10 protein-coding genes are annotated in these 13,279 nt (G+C 66.3%); 4 read left to right on the top strand and 6 right to left on the bottom strand.

Going from position 1 to position 13,279, the window contains the following annotated elements:
• Positions 1 to 20: 20 nt before the first annotated feature.
• The 4 genes from ACQR0Z_RS31235 to ACQR0Z_RS31250 all read right to left on the bottom strand — a co-directional run bounded on the left by ACQR0Z_RS31235 (position 21) and on the right by ACQR0Z_RS31250 (position 4,721).
• Complete coding sequence (locus ACQR0Z_RS31235) at positions 21 to 1,097, bottom strand: enoyl-CoA hydratase/isomerase family protein (protein ID WP_434921195.1); 1,077 nt, start codon at positions 1,095 to 1,097, stop codon at positions 21 to 23.
• Entirely contained in the window at positions 1,094 to 2,239 is a 1,146-nt protein-coding gene (locus tag ACQR0Z_RS31240; RefSeq protein WP_434921196.1) for an isobutyryl-CoA dehydrogenase, read from the bottom strand. The genes ACQR0Z_RS31235 and ACQR0Z_RS31240 overlap by 4 nt, the downstream gene beginning before the upstream one ends.
• Before the next feature lie 175 nt (positions 2,240 to 2,414).
• Positions 2,415 to 3,911: a CoA-acylating methylmalonate-semialdehyde dehydrogenase gene (locus tag ACQR0Z_RS31245; RefSeq protein ID WP_434857510.1), complete on the bottom strand. Its 1,497-nt coding sequence runs from the start codon at positions 3,909 to 3,911 to the stop codon at positions 2,415 to 2,417.
• 153 nt (positions 3,912 to 4,064) lie between these two features.
• Positions 4,065 to 4,721: a TetR/AcrR family transcriptional regulator gene (locus ACQR0Z_RS31250; RefSeq protein WP_434921197.1), complete on the bottom strand. Its 657-nt coding sequence runs from the start codon at positions 4,719 to 4,721 to the stop codon at positions 4,065 to 4,067.
• Positions 4,722 to 4,872: 151 nt separating this feature from the next.
• On the opposite strand from ACQR0Z_RS31250, the gene ACQR0Z_RS31255 reads away from it, so the two are divergent.
• The 3 genes from ACQR0Z_RS31255 (at position 4,873) to ACQR0Z_RS31265 (ending at position 8,342) form a co-directional block, all read left to right on the top strand.
• Positions 4,873 to 5,643 (top strand): enoyl-CoA hydratase, encoded by a 771-nt coding sequence (locus ACQR0Z_RS31255; protein ID WP_434921198.1) that lies wholly within the window; start codon positions 4,873 to 4,875, stop codon positions 5,641 to 5,643.
• 142 nt (positions 5,644 to 5,785) lie between these two features.
• Positions 5,786 to 6,973 carry a thiolase family protein gene (locus ACQR0Z_RS31260; protein ID WP_434921199.1) on the top strand — a complete coding sequence of 396 codons (1,188 nt, stop codon included), beginning with the start codon at positions 5,786 to 5,788 and terminating at the stop codon, positions 6,971 to 6,973.
• A gap of 85 nt (positions 6,974 to 7,058) precedes the next feature.
• Positions 7,059 to 8,342 carry an MFS transporter gene (locus tag ACQR0Z_RS31265; protein WP_434857514.1) on the top strand — a complete coding sequence of 428 codons (1,284 nt, stop codon included), beginning with the start codon at positions 7,059 to 7,061 and terminating at the stop codon, positions 8,340 to 8,342.
• Positions 8,343 to 8,345: 3 nt separating this feature from the next.
• Here ACQR0Z_RS31265 and ACQR0Z_RS31270 read toward each other — a convergent pair whose 3' ends face one another.
• Both ACQR0Z_RS31270 and ACQR0Z_RS31275 read right to left on the bottom strand, forming a co-directional pair.
• Positions 8,346 to 9,905: an acyl-CoA carboxylase subunit beta gene (locus ACQR0Z_RS31270; protein ID WP_434857515.1), complete on the bottom strand. Its 1,560-nt coding sequence runs from the start codon at positions 9,903 to 9,905 to the stop codon at positions 8,346 to 8,348.
• Positions 9,835 to 10,818 carry an IclR family transcriptional regulator gene (locus ACQR0Z_RS31275; RefSeq protein ID WP_006610855.1) on the bottom strand — a complete coding sequence of 328 codons (984 nt, stop codon included), beginning with the start codon at positions 10,816 to 10,818 and terminating at the stop codon, positions 9,835 to 9,837. Before ACQR0Z_RS31275 ends, ACQR0Z_RS31270 begins: the two co-directional genes overlap by 71 nt.
• Before the next feature lie 374 nt (positions 10,819 to 11,192).
• On the opposite strand from ACQR0Z_RS31275, the gene glsA reads away from it, so the two are divergent.
• Positions 11,193 to 13,055, top strand: coding sequence for a glutaminase A (gene glsA / locus ACQR0Z_RS31280; RefSeq protein ID WP_434921200.1), 1,863 nt, complete (start codon positions 11,193 to 11,195; stop codon positions 13,053 to 13,055).
• The last annotated feature ends 224 nt before the right edge of the window (positions 13,056 to 13,279 follow it).

Consider the following 13,279-nt stretch of genomic DNA (forward strand, 5'->3'; position numbering starts at 1 on the left):
TCTCTCCCTCGACCTGATTGTTATCTCGTTTGCGGAAATGTCAGCTCATCGGCACCGATCTCGGCGAGATACGGCGCCAGCATTTCCGGCGTCACCTGATCGACGTCGGGCGGCGACCACTTCGGACTGCGGTCTTTGTCGATGATTGCGGCCCGCACGCCCTCGCGGAAATCGTCGCTACGGAAGACTTCCAACGCCGCACGATATTCGCGCACGAGGCACTCCTGCAACGATGTCGCTCCGCGCGCCAGCCGCAGCAGCTTCAGCGTCACGACCATGCCGCGCGGCGACTTCTCTTTCAGCGTCTTCAAGGTCGCGCGCGCGAGCTCGGAGTCATCGGCTTCCAGGGCCGCAAAGATGTCGTGCATGCTGTCATGGGCGAACCACCCATCGATCTTGGCCTGTTGCGCCGCGACCGGCCCGGCGGTCTCGCCGGTGGCAAAACCTGCGATCAGCCGGTCGATCTCGGCCGACAATGTCCCTGGCCGGACCCTGGTCAGGACCTCGCGCAACGCCGGCCACTTCTCGGTTGGCACGACCGCATCCGCAAACCGGGCATGGATCGCGTCGGGCCCGTTCATGGTCTGCCCAGTCAAGCCAAAATAGGCGCCAAGCTGTCCCGGCGCGCGCGACAGCAGCCAGGTGCCGCCGACGTCGGGAAAGAAGCCGAGGCCGACTTCGGGCATCGCGAGCTTGGTCTTCTCGGTCACGATACGGTGGCGGCCATGCCCCGACAGGCCGACGCCGCCCCCCATCACAAGCCCGTCCATGTAGGCGACATAGGGCTTGCCGAACGCGGCGATGCGCGCGTTCATGATGTATTCCTGGCGCCAGAACACCTTGCCAAGATCGCCATTCACCTTCGAGCTTTCATAGAGCCCGCGAATGTCGCCACCGGCGCACAGCCCGCGCTCGCCCGCGCCTTCGAGCAGCACAACGGCGACGGCGGAATCAGCCTCGAACTGATCGAGCGCCGCGTCGATGCCCATCGACATCTCCAGGGTCATCGCATTGATCGCCTTGGGCCGGTTGAGCCGGATGATGCCCGCCGAGCCTTCTCGCCGGACGATCAGATCGCCTTCGATGACGTCGCTCATCGCGCGCCCTCGATCAGCTTGCGCGACACGATCAGGCGCATGATCTCGTTGGTGCCTTCGAGGATCTGGTGCACGCGCAGGTCGCGCACGATCTTCTCGATGCCGTATTCGCTGAGGTAGCCGTAGCCGCCGTGCAGCTGCAGCGCCTGGTTGGCAACCTCAAAGCCGACATCGGTGCCAAAACGCTTGGCCATCGCGCACAGCATCGTCGCATCCGCATCCTTGCGGTCGAGCGCCGCGGCGGCGCGCCACACGAAGGTGCGCGCGGCCTCCAGCTCGATCGCCATGTCGGCGATCCGGAATTGCAGCGCCTGGAATTCGTCGAGCCGCTTGCCGAACGCTTTGCGCTCCTTGGTATAGGCCAACGTCTTGTCGAGCGCGGCCTGCGCGCCGCCGAGCGAACACGCCGCGATGTTGAGACGGCCGCCGTCGAGCCCGGCCATCGCGATCTTGAAGCCGATGCCCTCCTCGCCCAGGCGGTTGGCCACCGGCACGCGCGCGTTCTCGAAAACAACGGCGCGGGTCGGCTGCGCATTCCAGCCCATCTTGCGCTCATTGGCGCCGAACGACACGCCGGGGGTCTTGGCGTCGATCACGAGCGTCGAGATGCCGCCGGAACCGTCGGCGCCCGTGCGAACCATCGCGACGAGGATGTCCGTCGCGCCGGCGCCGGAGATGAACTGCTTCTGGCCGTTGAGCACGTAGTGGTCGCCATCGCGCACCGCGCGGGTCCGCAGCGCGGCGGCATCGGAGCCGGCGCCGGGCTCGGTCAGGCAGTAGCTCGCGATGAGGTCCATCGGGCAGAGCTTCGGCAGATATTCCTGGCGCTGCGCTTCGGTGCCGAAGGTGTCGATCATCCACGACGCCATGTTGTGGATGGAGATGAAGGCGGACACCGTCGGGCAGCCCGTCGCCAGCGCCTCGAAGATCAGCGCGGCATCGAGACGGGACAGGCCGGAGCCGCCGACATCGTCGCGGATGTAGATGCCGCCCATGCCGAGGCTTGCGGCTTCGCGCATCACGTCGACAGGAAAATGCTTTTCCTCGTCCCAGCGCAACGCATGCGGGGCGATCTTCTCGGCCGCAAACGCGCGCGCCATCTCGCGCACCGCGACCTGATCCTCATCGAGAGCGAACTGCATTCGTTCTCCGCGTTTCCCTGAACTTGTTTTGTAGGCCGTGCCGCTGTTTCATACTCCGTCATTGCGAGCGAAGCGAAGCAATCCAGAATCTTTCCGCGGAGGCAGTCTGGATTGCTTCGTCGCTTTGCTCCTCGCAATGACGCAAGTGGGAGCCCTTGTGGGCTCCCACTTGTCGTCACTTCATCAGCGGAATCGAGAATTCCGCACCTTCCTTGACGCCGGACGGCCAGCGCGAGGTGACCGTCTTGGTCTTGGTGTAGAAGCGGATCGAATCCGGACCGTGCTGGTTCAGGTCGCCGAAGCCAGACTTCTTCCAGCCGCCAAAGGTGTAGTACGCGATCGGCACCGGGATCGGCACGTTGATGCCGACCATGCCGACATTCACCTTGGCCGCGAAGTCGCGCGCGGCGTCGCCGTCGCGGGTGAAGATCGCGACGCCGTTGCCGTAGTCATGATCCGACGGCAGCGCCAGCGCCTCGGCGTAATCCTTGGCGCGGACGACCGACAGCACCGGACCAAAAATCTCTTCCTTGTAGATCCGCATGTCCTTGGTGACGTTGTCGAACAGACAGCCGCCCATGTAGAAGCCGTTCTCGTAGCCCTGCATCTTGAAGCCGCGGCCGTCGACGGCAAGCGTCGCGCCTTCCTTGACGCCGATATCGACGTAGTTCTTGACGCGCTCGACCGCCTCGCGGGTCACCAGCGGACCGAAATCAGCCGACGGATCGACCGAGGTGCCGATCTTCAGGCTCTCGACGCGCGGGATCAGCTTGTCCATCAGCCGGTCCGCGGTGGTCTTGCCGACGGGCACCGCGACGGAGACCGCCATGCAGCGCTCGCCGGCCGAGCCATAGCCCGCGCCGATCAGCGCGTCGACGGCCTGGTCGAGATCGGCGTCGGGCATGATGATGGCGTGGTTCTTGGCGCCGCCGAAGCATTGGCAACGCTTGCCGTGCGCGGCGGCGCGCTCATAGATGTACTGCGCGATCGGCGACGAGCCGACAAAGCCCACCGCCATGATGTCCGGATCCTCGAGGATGGCGTCGACCGCTTCCTTGTCGCCGTTGACGACGTTGAGGATGCCCGCCGGCAGGCCGGCCTCGATCATCAGCTCGGCGAGCTTCATCGGCACGCCCGGATCGCGCTCTGAGGGCTTGAGGATGAAGGCGTTGCCGCAGGCGATGGCGGGCGCGAACTTCCACATCGGAATCATCGCCGGGAAATTGAACGGCGTGATGCCGGCAACGACGCCGAGAGGCTGGCGCATCGAGTAGATGTCGATGCCGGGGCCGGCACCTTCGGTGTACTCGCCCTTCATCAGATGCGGAATGCCGCAGGCGAATTCGACGACCTCGAGGCCGCGCTGGATGTCGCCCTTGGCGTCCGGAATGGTCTTGCCGTGCTCGCGCGCCAGCAGCTCGGCGAGCTGATCGTAGTCGCGCTGCGCGAGTTCCAGAAACTTCATCATCACGCGCGCGCGGCGCTGCGGGTTGGTCGCGGCCCAGGCCGGCTGCGCGGCCTTGGCGTTCTCGACGGCGGCCCGCAGCTCGGCGCGGGAGGCGAGAGCGACCTTGGCCTGCACGTCACCGGTCATCGGCTCGAAGACGTCGGCGGTCCGTCCGGACGTACCTTTGACCTCTTTGCCGCCAATGAAATGACCGATCGAACGCATGGGTATCCTCCGCAGGGGGTAAGCAGTGCCGAATTGGCCGGCATCTTGCAGTCTTTGCGGCGTTTGGGAAGAGTTTAAGCGCTGAGCCGCGCTGCGAAATTGCCGCCCCTTCGCGCTCGCGGCACGCCGTGCGTCGCGCCTCTCGTCCGAAGCTCAGCGCTTGGCGGCGGCCACCTTATTCGCCGGACGTTTTGCGGGCGCCCGCGCCGGGGTCTTCCCCGCAGGCCCGCCACCATGGGCGACCGCCAGGGCCACCTCCCGTCCTGAGCTCAAAATCTCGTCCGACAATTCCCCGCTGCCGGTAATGCGCGCCATGACGATCGTCCCCATCAGGGTCGCCAGCATGGCCGAGGCACGCTTGCGCGCAGTCTTGCGCGGCACGTCGACGATATAGTCGGCGAAGAGATCGATCAGCTCCGCCAGCTTGGCGGCAAAGGCCTTGCGGGTCTTCGCACTCTCCCGCGCGATCTCGGCCCCCAGCGCAGGGACGGCGCAACCGTGGCCGGCATCGTCGCGATGCTCCGAAGACAGATATCCGTCGACGATCGCAGCGAGCCGCTTCTGCGGCGGCATCTCATCCAGGAGCTTGCGCCAACGCTCCATGGACCGATCGATCGCATAGCCGAAGGCTTCGACGACCAGCGCCTCGCGCGATTCGAAATGCGCATAGAAGCCGCCATGGGTGAGGCCGGCCTCCTTCATGAGGTCGGCCACGCCGACCCCGTGAGCGCCCTTTTCCCGCAGCCGCACCGACGCCTTGCGCACGATTCGCGCGTGGGTTTCCGCCTTGTGTTCCGGAGAGTAGCGCATTGCCGTCCCATTGAATGTCCGAGGTCATACAATAGCAGCTCTGCGCCCTGCTCGCTGCAGCTATTTGATGAATTCGAGTTGATCTAAATCAAGACCGTGACACCATTCCCGAAAGCCGGAACTCAGCCGTGCTCACGAGGAGGAAGCGACCATGGATATGCTCAATGCCCACTGCGGCATCGAACGCGATTCTCGCGGCGTCGTGCGGCTGACGATCTGCAACGCCGGCAAGCTCAATATTCTCGGTTCTGCCGCCATCCTGGACGTTCAGAACGGCCTGCACTCGCTCGCATCAGACACCGGTATTCGCGCCGTGGTGCTTGCCGGCGAGAGCGAGCGCAGCATGATCGGCGGGGCCGATATCAAGGAAATGGCGACGCTCGACCAGGCGTCCGCGGAAGCGTTCATCTCGCGGCTTGCCGGACTGTGCGAAGCCGTGCGGAATTTTCCCGCCCCGGTGATCGCGCGGATGCCGGGCTGGTGTCTCGGCGGCGGCCTGGAAGTCGCGGCGGCCTGCGATCTCCGCATTGCAGCGCATGACGCCAAGTTCGGCATGCCCGAGGTGCGCGTCGGCATCCCCTCGGTCATTCATGCCGCGCTGTTGCCGCGGCTGATCGGCTGGGGCCGCACGCGCTGGCTCCTGATGACGGCCGAGACGATCGACGCGCCGACCGCGCTCGCCTGGGGCCTGGTCGATTCGGTGGCCACGGAAGGCGAACTCGATGCCGCGGTGGAGCGCGCCATCGATTCCCTCCTCGCCTGCGGCCCGGAAGCGCTCCGGCTGCAGAAGGCCTTGTTGCGGCAATGGGAAGATCTGCCGCTGAAGGAATCGGTCGAGGTGTCGATCGGCGCCTTCGGGCGCTCCTTCCTGACCGACGAGCCCACGCGGTTGATGCAGCATTTCATCGATCGCAAGCGGTAGAGCCGCAAGTTTCTCCAAGTTTTCGACCTCAGCTTCCCCCAGTCTCGCTCGCACCCTCACCACAAAGTGCGCGAGAACGATGGTTTGCTTTTCCTGGCCCCCATTATATGATGATCATCATCTTTATTCAGGGAGCCTTGTCATGGCCTCGTCCGATCCCGTCGTGATCCTGTCCGCCGCGCGCACGCCGCTCGGCCGTTTCATGGGCGAATTGTCGCCGCTGCGCGCGCACGAGCTCGGGGCTCACGTGATAAAATCGGCGATCGAACGCGCGGGTGTCCCCGCGGATGCGGAGGGCGAAGTGTTCATGGGCAATGTGCTGCCGGCCGGTCAGGGCCAGGCCCCGGCTCGCCAAGCCGCGCGGGGCGCTGGCCTGCCCGATGCGACCGGCGCCACCACCATCAACAAGGTCTGCGGCTCCGGAATGAAGGCGACGATGCTGGCGCACGACATCATCCGCGCCGGCTCTGCCGAGATCGTCGTCTCCGGCGGAATGGAGAGCATGAGCAATGCGCCCTATCTGCTGGCCAAGGCACGCGGCGGCTATCGCGCCGGCCACGACCGCATTCTCGATCACATGATGCTGGACGGCCTGGAAGACGCCTACGACACCGGCCGCTCGATGGGCGACTTTGGCGAGGCCACGGCGGAAGCCTATCAGTTCACCCGTGCCGACCAGGACGCCTACGCGGTGGAAACGCTGACGCGCGCCCGCAAGGCGGTCGAGAGCGGCGCGTTCGCGGCCGAAATCGCGCCGATCACGCTGACCGAGAAGTCCGGGCCACGGCTGGTCGGCAATGACGAGCATCCGCTCAAGGTCGATCCGGCGAAGATCCCGGCGCTGAAGCCTGCGTTCCGCAAGGACGGCACCATCACGCCAGCGGCCTCCTCCGCCAATGCCGACGGCGCGGCAGCGCTCGTCCTCGCCCAGCGATCACGCGCCGAGCGCGACGGCCTTCCCGTGCTTGCCGAGATCAAGGGCCACGCGACCCATAGCCAGGAGCCGCAGTGGTTCACGACGGCGCCAATTCCGGCGATCCGCAAGCTGCTCGACAAGGTCGGCTGGCGCGTCGAAGACGTCGATTTGTTCGAGATCAACGAGGCCTTCGCGGTGGTCGCCATGGCCGCGCAGCGCGACCTCGGCATTCCCCGTGACCGGCTGAACGTCAAGGGCGGCGCCTGTGCGCTCGGCCATCCCATCGGCGCGACGGGCGCGCGGCTGATCGTGACCTTGCTGCATGCGATGCAGGCGCGCGGTTTGAAGCGCGGCGTAGCCGCGCTGTGCATCGGCGGTGGTGAGGCGACCGCGATTGCGGTCGAGCGGCCGTGATGTCCTGAAACGAGGGAACTTTGCCGTTTATGTCACCCGCGCCGTCTGCCAGACTGGCGCCGTTTCCCAGCCTCACGAGACCCGCATGATCTCCAATCAGCTCGCCGCAGCCCTCGGACGGCGCAATATCCACTACGGCTGGGTCATGGTTGCCGTGACCTTCTTCACGGCGCTCGTGTCCGCCGGCACGGTGGGCGCGCCCGGCGTGTTCATCGTGCCGTTACAGCAGGAGTTCGGCTGGAGCACCGCCGAGATCTCCTCGGCGCTGTCGATCCGCTTCGTGCTGTTCGGGCTGATGGCGCCGTTCGCGGCTGCCCTTTTGAACCGCTACGGCCTGCGCAATATCACCCTGCTGGCGCAGTTGATCGTGGTGTCGGCGCTGCTCGCCTCGCTCGCGATGACTCAGGTCTGGCACCTCGTGTTGCTGTGGGGCGTGGTGATCGGCCTCGGCACCGGCATGACCGCGCTGGTGCTCGGCGCGACCATCGCCACCCGCTGGTTCGTGGCGCGGCGCGGCCTCGTCGTCGGCATCCTCACCGCCAGCGTCGCCACCGGACAGCTGGTGTTCCTGCCGCTGCTGGCGAGCCTCACCGAGCGGCTCGGCTGGCGCACGGCGCTCGCGCTGGTTTGCTGCGCCCTCGCCGTCTCGGCCACCGCCGTGCTGCTCCTGATGCGCGATCGCCCGAGCGATCTCGGACTGCGCCCGTTCGGCGATACCGGCACCGAGCCGATCGCCGCGCCCGCCCCCGTGACCACATCGATCCTCACTGCCGCGCTCGGCACCTTGCGCGACGCTGTGCGAGTGCCGGTGTTCTGGATGCTGTTCGCGACCTTCTTCATCTGCGGCGCCTCGACCAACGGGCTCGTGCAGGTGCACCTGATCCCGATGTGCCTCGACTTCGGCATCCCGCAGGTCCAGGCCGCGAGCCTGCTCGCAGCGATGGGCATGTTCGACTTCGTCGGCACGATCGTGTCGGGCTGGCTATCAGACCGCTACGACAATCGCTGGCTGCTGTTCTGGTACTACGGCCTGCGCGGCCTCTCGCTGCTGTTTCTCCCCTTCACCGACTTCTCGTTCTATGGGCTATCGCTGTTCGCGATGTTCTACGGCCTCGACTGGATCGCCACCGTGCCGCCGACGGTGCGGCTGACGGCACAGCGCTTCGGGCCGGAGCGCGCCAATCTGGTGTTCGGCTGGGTGTTCGCCGGCCATCAGCTCGGCGCCGGGACTGCGGCGTTCGGAGCCGGCCTGTCGCGCACCCTGCTGCAGAGCTATCTGCCGGCGTTCTTCATAGCCGGCGCGCTCTGCATCATCGCCGCGCTGCTCGCGCTCGCCATCGCGCGGCAGGCCAAACCTGCCGCGGCGTGAGGCTCACGGCCTCGTCGTCATCGCCGTCGGCGGGCCCGGCGTCCGCAGCGGCTCGGCAAGGCGCGCGAACTCGCACAGCAGCGCGCGCGTCTTGCGGGGATCGATGATCTCCTCGACCCAGAACTTCTCGGCCGAGCGGAACGGCGAGCGCAGCTTGTTGAGCCGTTCCTCGATCTCCTTCAGCTTGGCCTTCGGATCGGGCGCGGCGTCGATCTCGGCGCGGTACGCCGCCTCGATGCCGCCTTCGAGCGGCAGCGAGCCCCAATAGGCCGACGGCCAGGCATAGCGGATCGAGAATCGGTCGGCCGGCTGATGCACGACGCCGGCGACACCGAACGAGTTGCGCACGATCACCGTGCACCACGGCACCGTCGACTGGTTGACTGCCGCCATCGCGCGCACGCCATGGCGAATGGTCGCCGCCTTCTCGGCATCGAGGCCGACCATGAAGCCGGGACAGTCCATCAGGTAGACGATCGGCAGGTGGAAGGTCTCGGCGAAGTCGACCCAGCGGATCACCTTCTGGCAGGCATCGGCGGTCCACGAGCCACCGAAGTGATAGGGATCGCTCGCCAGCACCATCACCGCGCGGCCTTCGAGGCGCGCGAGCCCGACGATCAGCGGACGGCCGTAGTTCTGCGCGACCTCGAAGAACGAGCCGCTGTCGACGACGGACTCGATGATCGGCCGCATCTTGTAGACGCGGCGGCGATCCCGCGGCACGGCGCTGATGAGTTGCTCATCGCTGCGCTGCGGATCGTCGGTGCAGGGCAAGGTCGGCGGCAGCTCGTAGACCGAGGACGGCAGATAGGACAGGAAGCGCCGCGCGCAGGCGAAGGCTTCCGCCTCGGTGTCGACGGCATGATCGACGCCACCGGCCTTGGTCTGGATGTCGGCGCCGCCGAGCTCCATCTTGCCGAGGTCCTGCCCGAGCCGCTTCACCACAGGTGGGCCGGCGACAAACATCGCCGACTGCCGGGTCATCACCGAATAGTGGCTCGCCGCCAGCCGCGCGGCGCCGAGGCCTGCCACCGAGCCGAGCCCCAGCCCGACCACCGGCACCAGTGACATGTTCTCTGTCGTGTAGCGGTACCAGCGATTGCCGCCGATACCGCCCGGCAGATTGGCCGCGCCCTTGGTTTCGATCGTCTTGACCGAGCCGCCGCCGCCGGAGCCTTCGATGATGCGGATGATCGGCAGACGGAAGTCGTGCGCCATCTCCTCCGCCATCAGCGGCTTGGCCGCGATCGAGGCATCGGCCGAGCCGCCGCGCACGGTGAAATCATCGCCGACCACGACGACAGTGCGGCCGTCGACACGCGCGCGGCCGAACACGCAGTTCGCGGGCGTCACATGGGTGAGCTCGCCCTGCTCGTCATATTCGCCGAGACCGGCGACGGCGCCGATCTCGTGGAAGCTGCCGGGATCGACGACGCCGTCGATGCGCTCGCGAACGGTGAGACGGCCCTGGTCGTGCTGACGCTTGACCTTGTCAGGCCCGCCCATCTCCCGCGCGAAGGCTTCGCGCCGGGCCAATTCCTCGAGCTCCGGCTGCCAACTCATTCGTTCCCCCTGCCCCGGTGATGGTCTTCTTATGATTGGTCTTCGTCGTCACCTGCAGCGGCTTCCTCTCCATCCGGCTGTTGAAGACGTCGGCTTCGGCACCCTGCAGCAGGGCCGCGATGTTGCGGCCGAGCTCGCGCATCGGCTGCGCCACCTCGTCGTGCAGGCGCTGCTCGTCATACATCGCCGACAGCAGCCCGATGGTGAGCACGACATTGGTCTGGTACTGCGGCGACCACACCGGCAGCGCAAGGCCGTTGATATGAGGACTCCACAGCCCGCAAGCGACGACGTAGCCATGCTCCTTCAGGAACTGCCTGTTGTGCTCGAGGCGCGGCCGCAAGAGATTCGCCGCATCCGGCATCTCGCGCTCCATCTCGGCGAGCAGCGCGTCTCCGACCTCCGGCTCGAGCGCGGCGACATAGGCGTGCCCCGCGGCCGTCGAGGCCATCGAGATGCGGCTGCCGGTGGTCTCGTGCAGGCCGAGCGCATTCGCCGCGCGGCCGAACTCCAGATAGACCAGATGAAACTGATCGGGGATGACGAAACCGACCGTGCCCGGCAATTGCTCGGCGACATCCTGCAGGCGCTGACGGATCAGGTTGCGCAGCTGCAAGCCGCGGGTCATCGAGGTGCTCATCGCGACCGCACTCGGGCCGATCCGATACTTCTGATCGCGCGGCAGATAGACCAGCTGGCCCATCCGCGTCAGCGTGTGCGTCAGTCGCGATACCGTCGACCGCGGCAGGCCGCAGCGGTTGGAAATTTCGAGATTGCCGAGCCGCGAATCGTGCCCCTCGAAACAACGAAGCACGTCGAACGCTCGCGACACCACCTGAATGACCTCGCCCTCGCCCGCGAGATCCCCGGGCAGCATGCCCACCCTGCTCAATCGCTCAGACCGTCGTCCCATGCGCGTTCCACTCAATTCCATGATGCGGAATTAAATTCCGCTTACAGAACAAGCTAGCGCAGGCGTTTTGCCCCCACAACACAAGAGCGTTTCTAAAACCGACCGTTCTTCAGCGTGTTGGCACAAGACTCGACCTGTCAGCGCAATTCGGAATGGCATGCCAGACGCCGTGCTCGGGGACGGTGTTGCAGCACCGCATGAAGCCGCGGCGGCGGGTGACAGCCATCCCGGAGAGCCGGGCGCGGCGTCGCTCCACGCCGCTCAATCCCTGGGCAACGGCAACATTTGACCAGCGCTGCCCCAACTGTGGGCTGGCCGCTCCGGCACGGCTGCGACATAACCGGCGCGCCACCCGTGTCCCCGCCGAGCTCGTCATGACCACCGAACATCCGCGGCCTGCCCGCAATCCGCAGCATTGGGCGTCCGCCGCGATGCCGCCGTTGCAGCGCTTCCTCTCGGCCTGCCATGCCGATTTCTGGCCCGATCATGACGGCGCGGTCGCGAACTACATCCCCGAGCTCGGCAAGGCGGATCCTGCGCATTTCGGCATCAGCCTCGCCACGCTCGACGGGCATGTCTACGAGGTCGGCGACAGCCGCGTGCCGTTCACGATCCAGTCGATGTCGAAGCCGTTCGTGTTCGCGCTCGCGCTCGATATTCTCGGCTCCGACGAGGTGGAACGGGTCATCGGCGTCGAGCCGTCCGGCGATCCCTTCAACTCGATCCGCCTCAATGCCGAGAACCATCCCTTCAATGCGATGGTCAATGCCGGCGCGATCGCCTGCAGCGGCCTGGTGCGCAAGGCCCGGCACGCCGACGCCTTCGAGACCATCCGCGACGCGCTCGGCCGCTTCGCCGGCCGAAAGCTCGACGTCGATGACGCCGTGTTCGCCTCGGAGGCTGCGACCGGCGACCGCAACCGCGCCATCGCCTATCTCCTGCGGACATCGAACGTCATCAGCGAGCCCGTCGACGACGTGCTCGCGGTGTACTTCCGGCAATGCGCCGTGCTCGTCACCGCGCGCGACTGCGCGATCATGGCGGCGACGCTGGCCAATCGCGGCGTCAATCCGGTCACCGGCGAGCAGGTGGTGACGCCCTATGCGGTGTCGCGCACGCTGTCGGTGATGACCTCCTCGGGCATGTATGATTTCGCCGGCGAATGGATCTACCGCGTCGGCATTCCCGCCAAGAGCGGTGTCGGCGGCGGCATCCTGGCGAGCCTGCCGGCGCGGCTCGGGCTCGGCAGCTACTCGCCGCGGCTCGACGGTCACGGCAACAGCGTGCGCGGCATCAAGGTGTGCGAGGCGCTGTCGGCTCATTACGGCCTGCACATGCTGAACCGTTCCGATGATGCCCGCACCACGATCATCGCCGACTACGACATCGGCGCCAATCCGTCGCGCCGCAGCCGAAGAGCCCAGGAACGCGATATCCTCGCGGCCCATCCTGATGCGGTGCGCGTGCTCGAACTCGTCGGCACGCTGTCGCTGTCGAATGTCGACTACGTCTCCCGCCAGCTTGCGGCCGGCGAGCGGCCGCAATTCGTGATCTTCGATCTGCACCGCGTCACCGCGATGACGCCGGCGGGCCTGCGCCTGCTCGCCGAGCTGTTTCACGAGCTGGCCGATTTCCACGTCACCGTCGTGCTCTCCGGCATCCGCCGGACGTCGCCGGAGTGGCAGGAGATCAGCGCGCGCACCGGCGACATCCGCAACGTGCGCGACTTCTACCTGCTGGACACCGCGATCGAATGGGCCGAGGACCAGATCGTCTACCGCTATGGCGGCGCGATCGATTTCCTCGAGACCACCGAGCTTGCCGAGCAGCCGCTGCTCGCCGGCCTCAGCGACGAGGAACGTCACGAGCTCGCCGCGCTCGCTACGATCAGGCACTATCAGCAGAGCGAGCGCATCATCGCCGCCGGCGAGGCCGCGACCTCGCTGTTTTTCCTGCGCTCCGGCGTCGTTCACGTCACCCTGCCCGACGGCATCCGCCTGGCAACGCTCACGGCCGGGCAGTGTTTTGGCGAGATGGCATTGCTCGAACCGACGCGTTCGGCGGACGTGACTGCCGACTTCTCGGCCACCGCGTTCGAGATCACGCTGGCCGATTTCGAGCGCTTCCGTGTGCGGCATCCGAAGGCCGGCGAACGCATCATGCGCAACCTCGCCCTTCTGCTCGCCGAGCGCCTGACGATCGCCAATGCGCGGCTCAATCTGCTCGCGGCGGACTGACCCTGGAAAACTGAGTCAGTCATCGAACCTTCACAGCCAAGCCGCTCGGCCGCAGCTGCGGCCCGAAAACCGTGGCTGCGAATGGCACGCGTCCGAGGCTTCTCATCACTCGTAATTGTACGGGATCGCCCAAACGTTACCGAGAGTCGGTCGCAGGACAACCATAAGCGAGCCCAATTCGCGCCGCATTACCCGACGATCTTCTGAACCGTCGATGAACGCCG

Origin of the sequence: Bradyrhizobium sp. HKCCYLS3077, assembly GCF_051167555.1 — a bacterium.
GTDB lineage: Bacteria > Pseudomonadota > Alphaproteobacteria > Rhizobiales > Xanthobacteraceae > Bradyrhizobium.

Excerpts from the sequence above, each read along its gene's own strand:
- ACQR0Z_RS31245 (WP_434857510.1), bottom strand. The coding sequence starts at position 3,911 with ATGCGTTCGATCGGTCATTTCATTGGCGGCAAAGAGGTCAAAGGTACG.
- ACQR0Z_RS31270 (WP_434857515.1), bottom strand. The coding sequence starts at position 9,905 with ATGAGTTGGCAGCCGGAGCTCGAGGAATTGGCCCGGCGCGAAGCCTTC.
- ACQR0Z_RS31265 (WP_434857514.1), top strand. The coding sequence starts at position 7,059 with ATGATCTCCAATCAGCTCGCCGCAGCCCTCGGACGGCGCAATATCCAC.
- ACQR0Z_RS31260 (WP_434921199.1), top strand. The coding sequence starts at position 5,786 with ATGGCCTCGTCCGATCCCGTCGTGATCCTGTCCGCCGCGCGCACGCCG.
- ACQR0Z_RS31275 (WP_006610855.1), bottom strand. The coding sequence starts at position 10,818 with ATGGGACGACGGTCTGAGCGATTGAGCAGGGTGGGCATGCTGCCCGGG.
- ACQR0Z_RS31250 (WP_434921197.1), bottom strand. The coding sequence starts at position 4,721 with ATGCGCTACTCTCCGGAACACAAGGCGGAAACCCACGCGCGAATCGTG.
- glsA (WP_434921200.1), top strand. The coding sequence starts at position 11,193 with ATGACCACCGAACATCCGCGGCCTGCCCGCAATCCGCAGCATTGGGCG.
- ACQR0Z_RS31240 (WP_434921196.1), bottom strand. The coding sequence starts at position 2,239 with ATGCAGTTCGCTCTCGATGAGGATCAGGTCGCGGTGCGCGAGATGGCG.
- ACQR0Z_RS31235 (WP_434921195.1), bottom strand. The coding sequence starts at position 1,097 with ATGAGCGACGTCATCGAAGGCGATCTGATCGTCCGGCGAGAAGGCTCG.
- ACQR0Z_RS31255 (WP_434921198.1), top strand. The coding sequence starts at position 4,873 with ATGGATATGCTCAATGCCCACTGCGGCATCGAACGCGATTCTCGCGGC.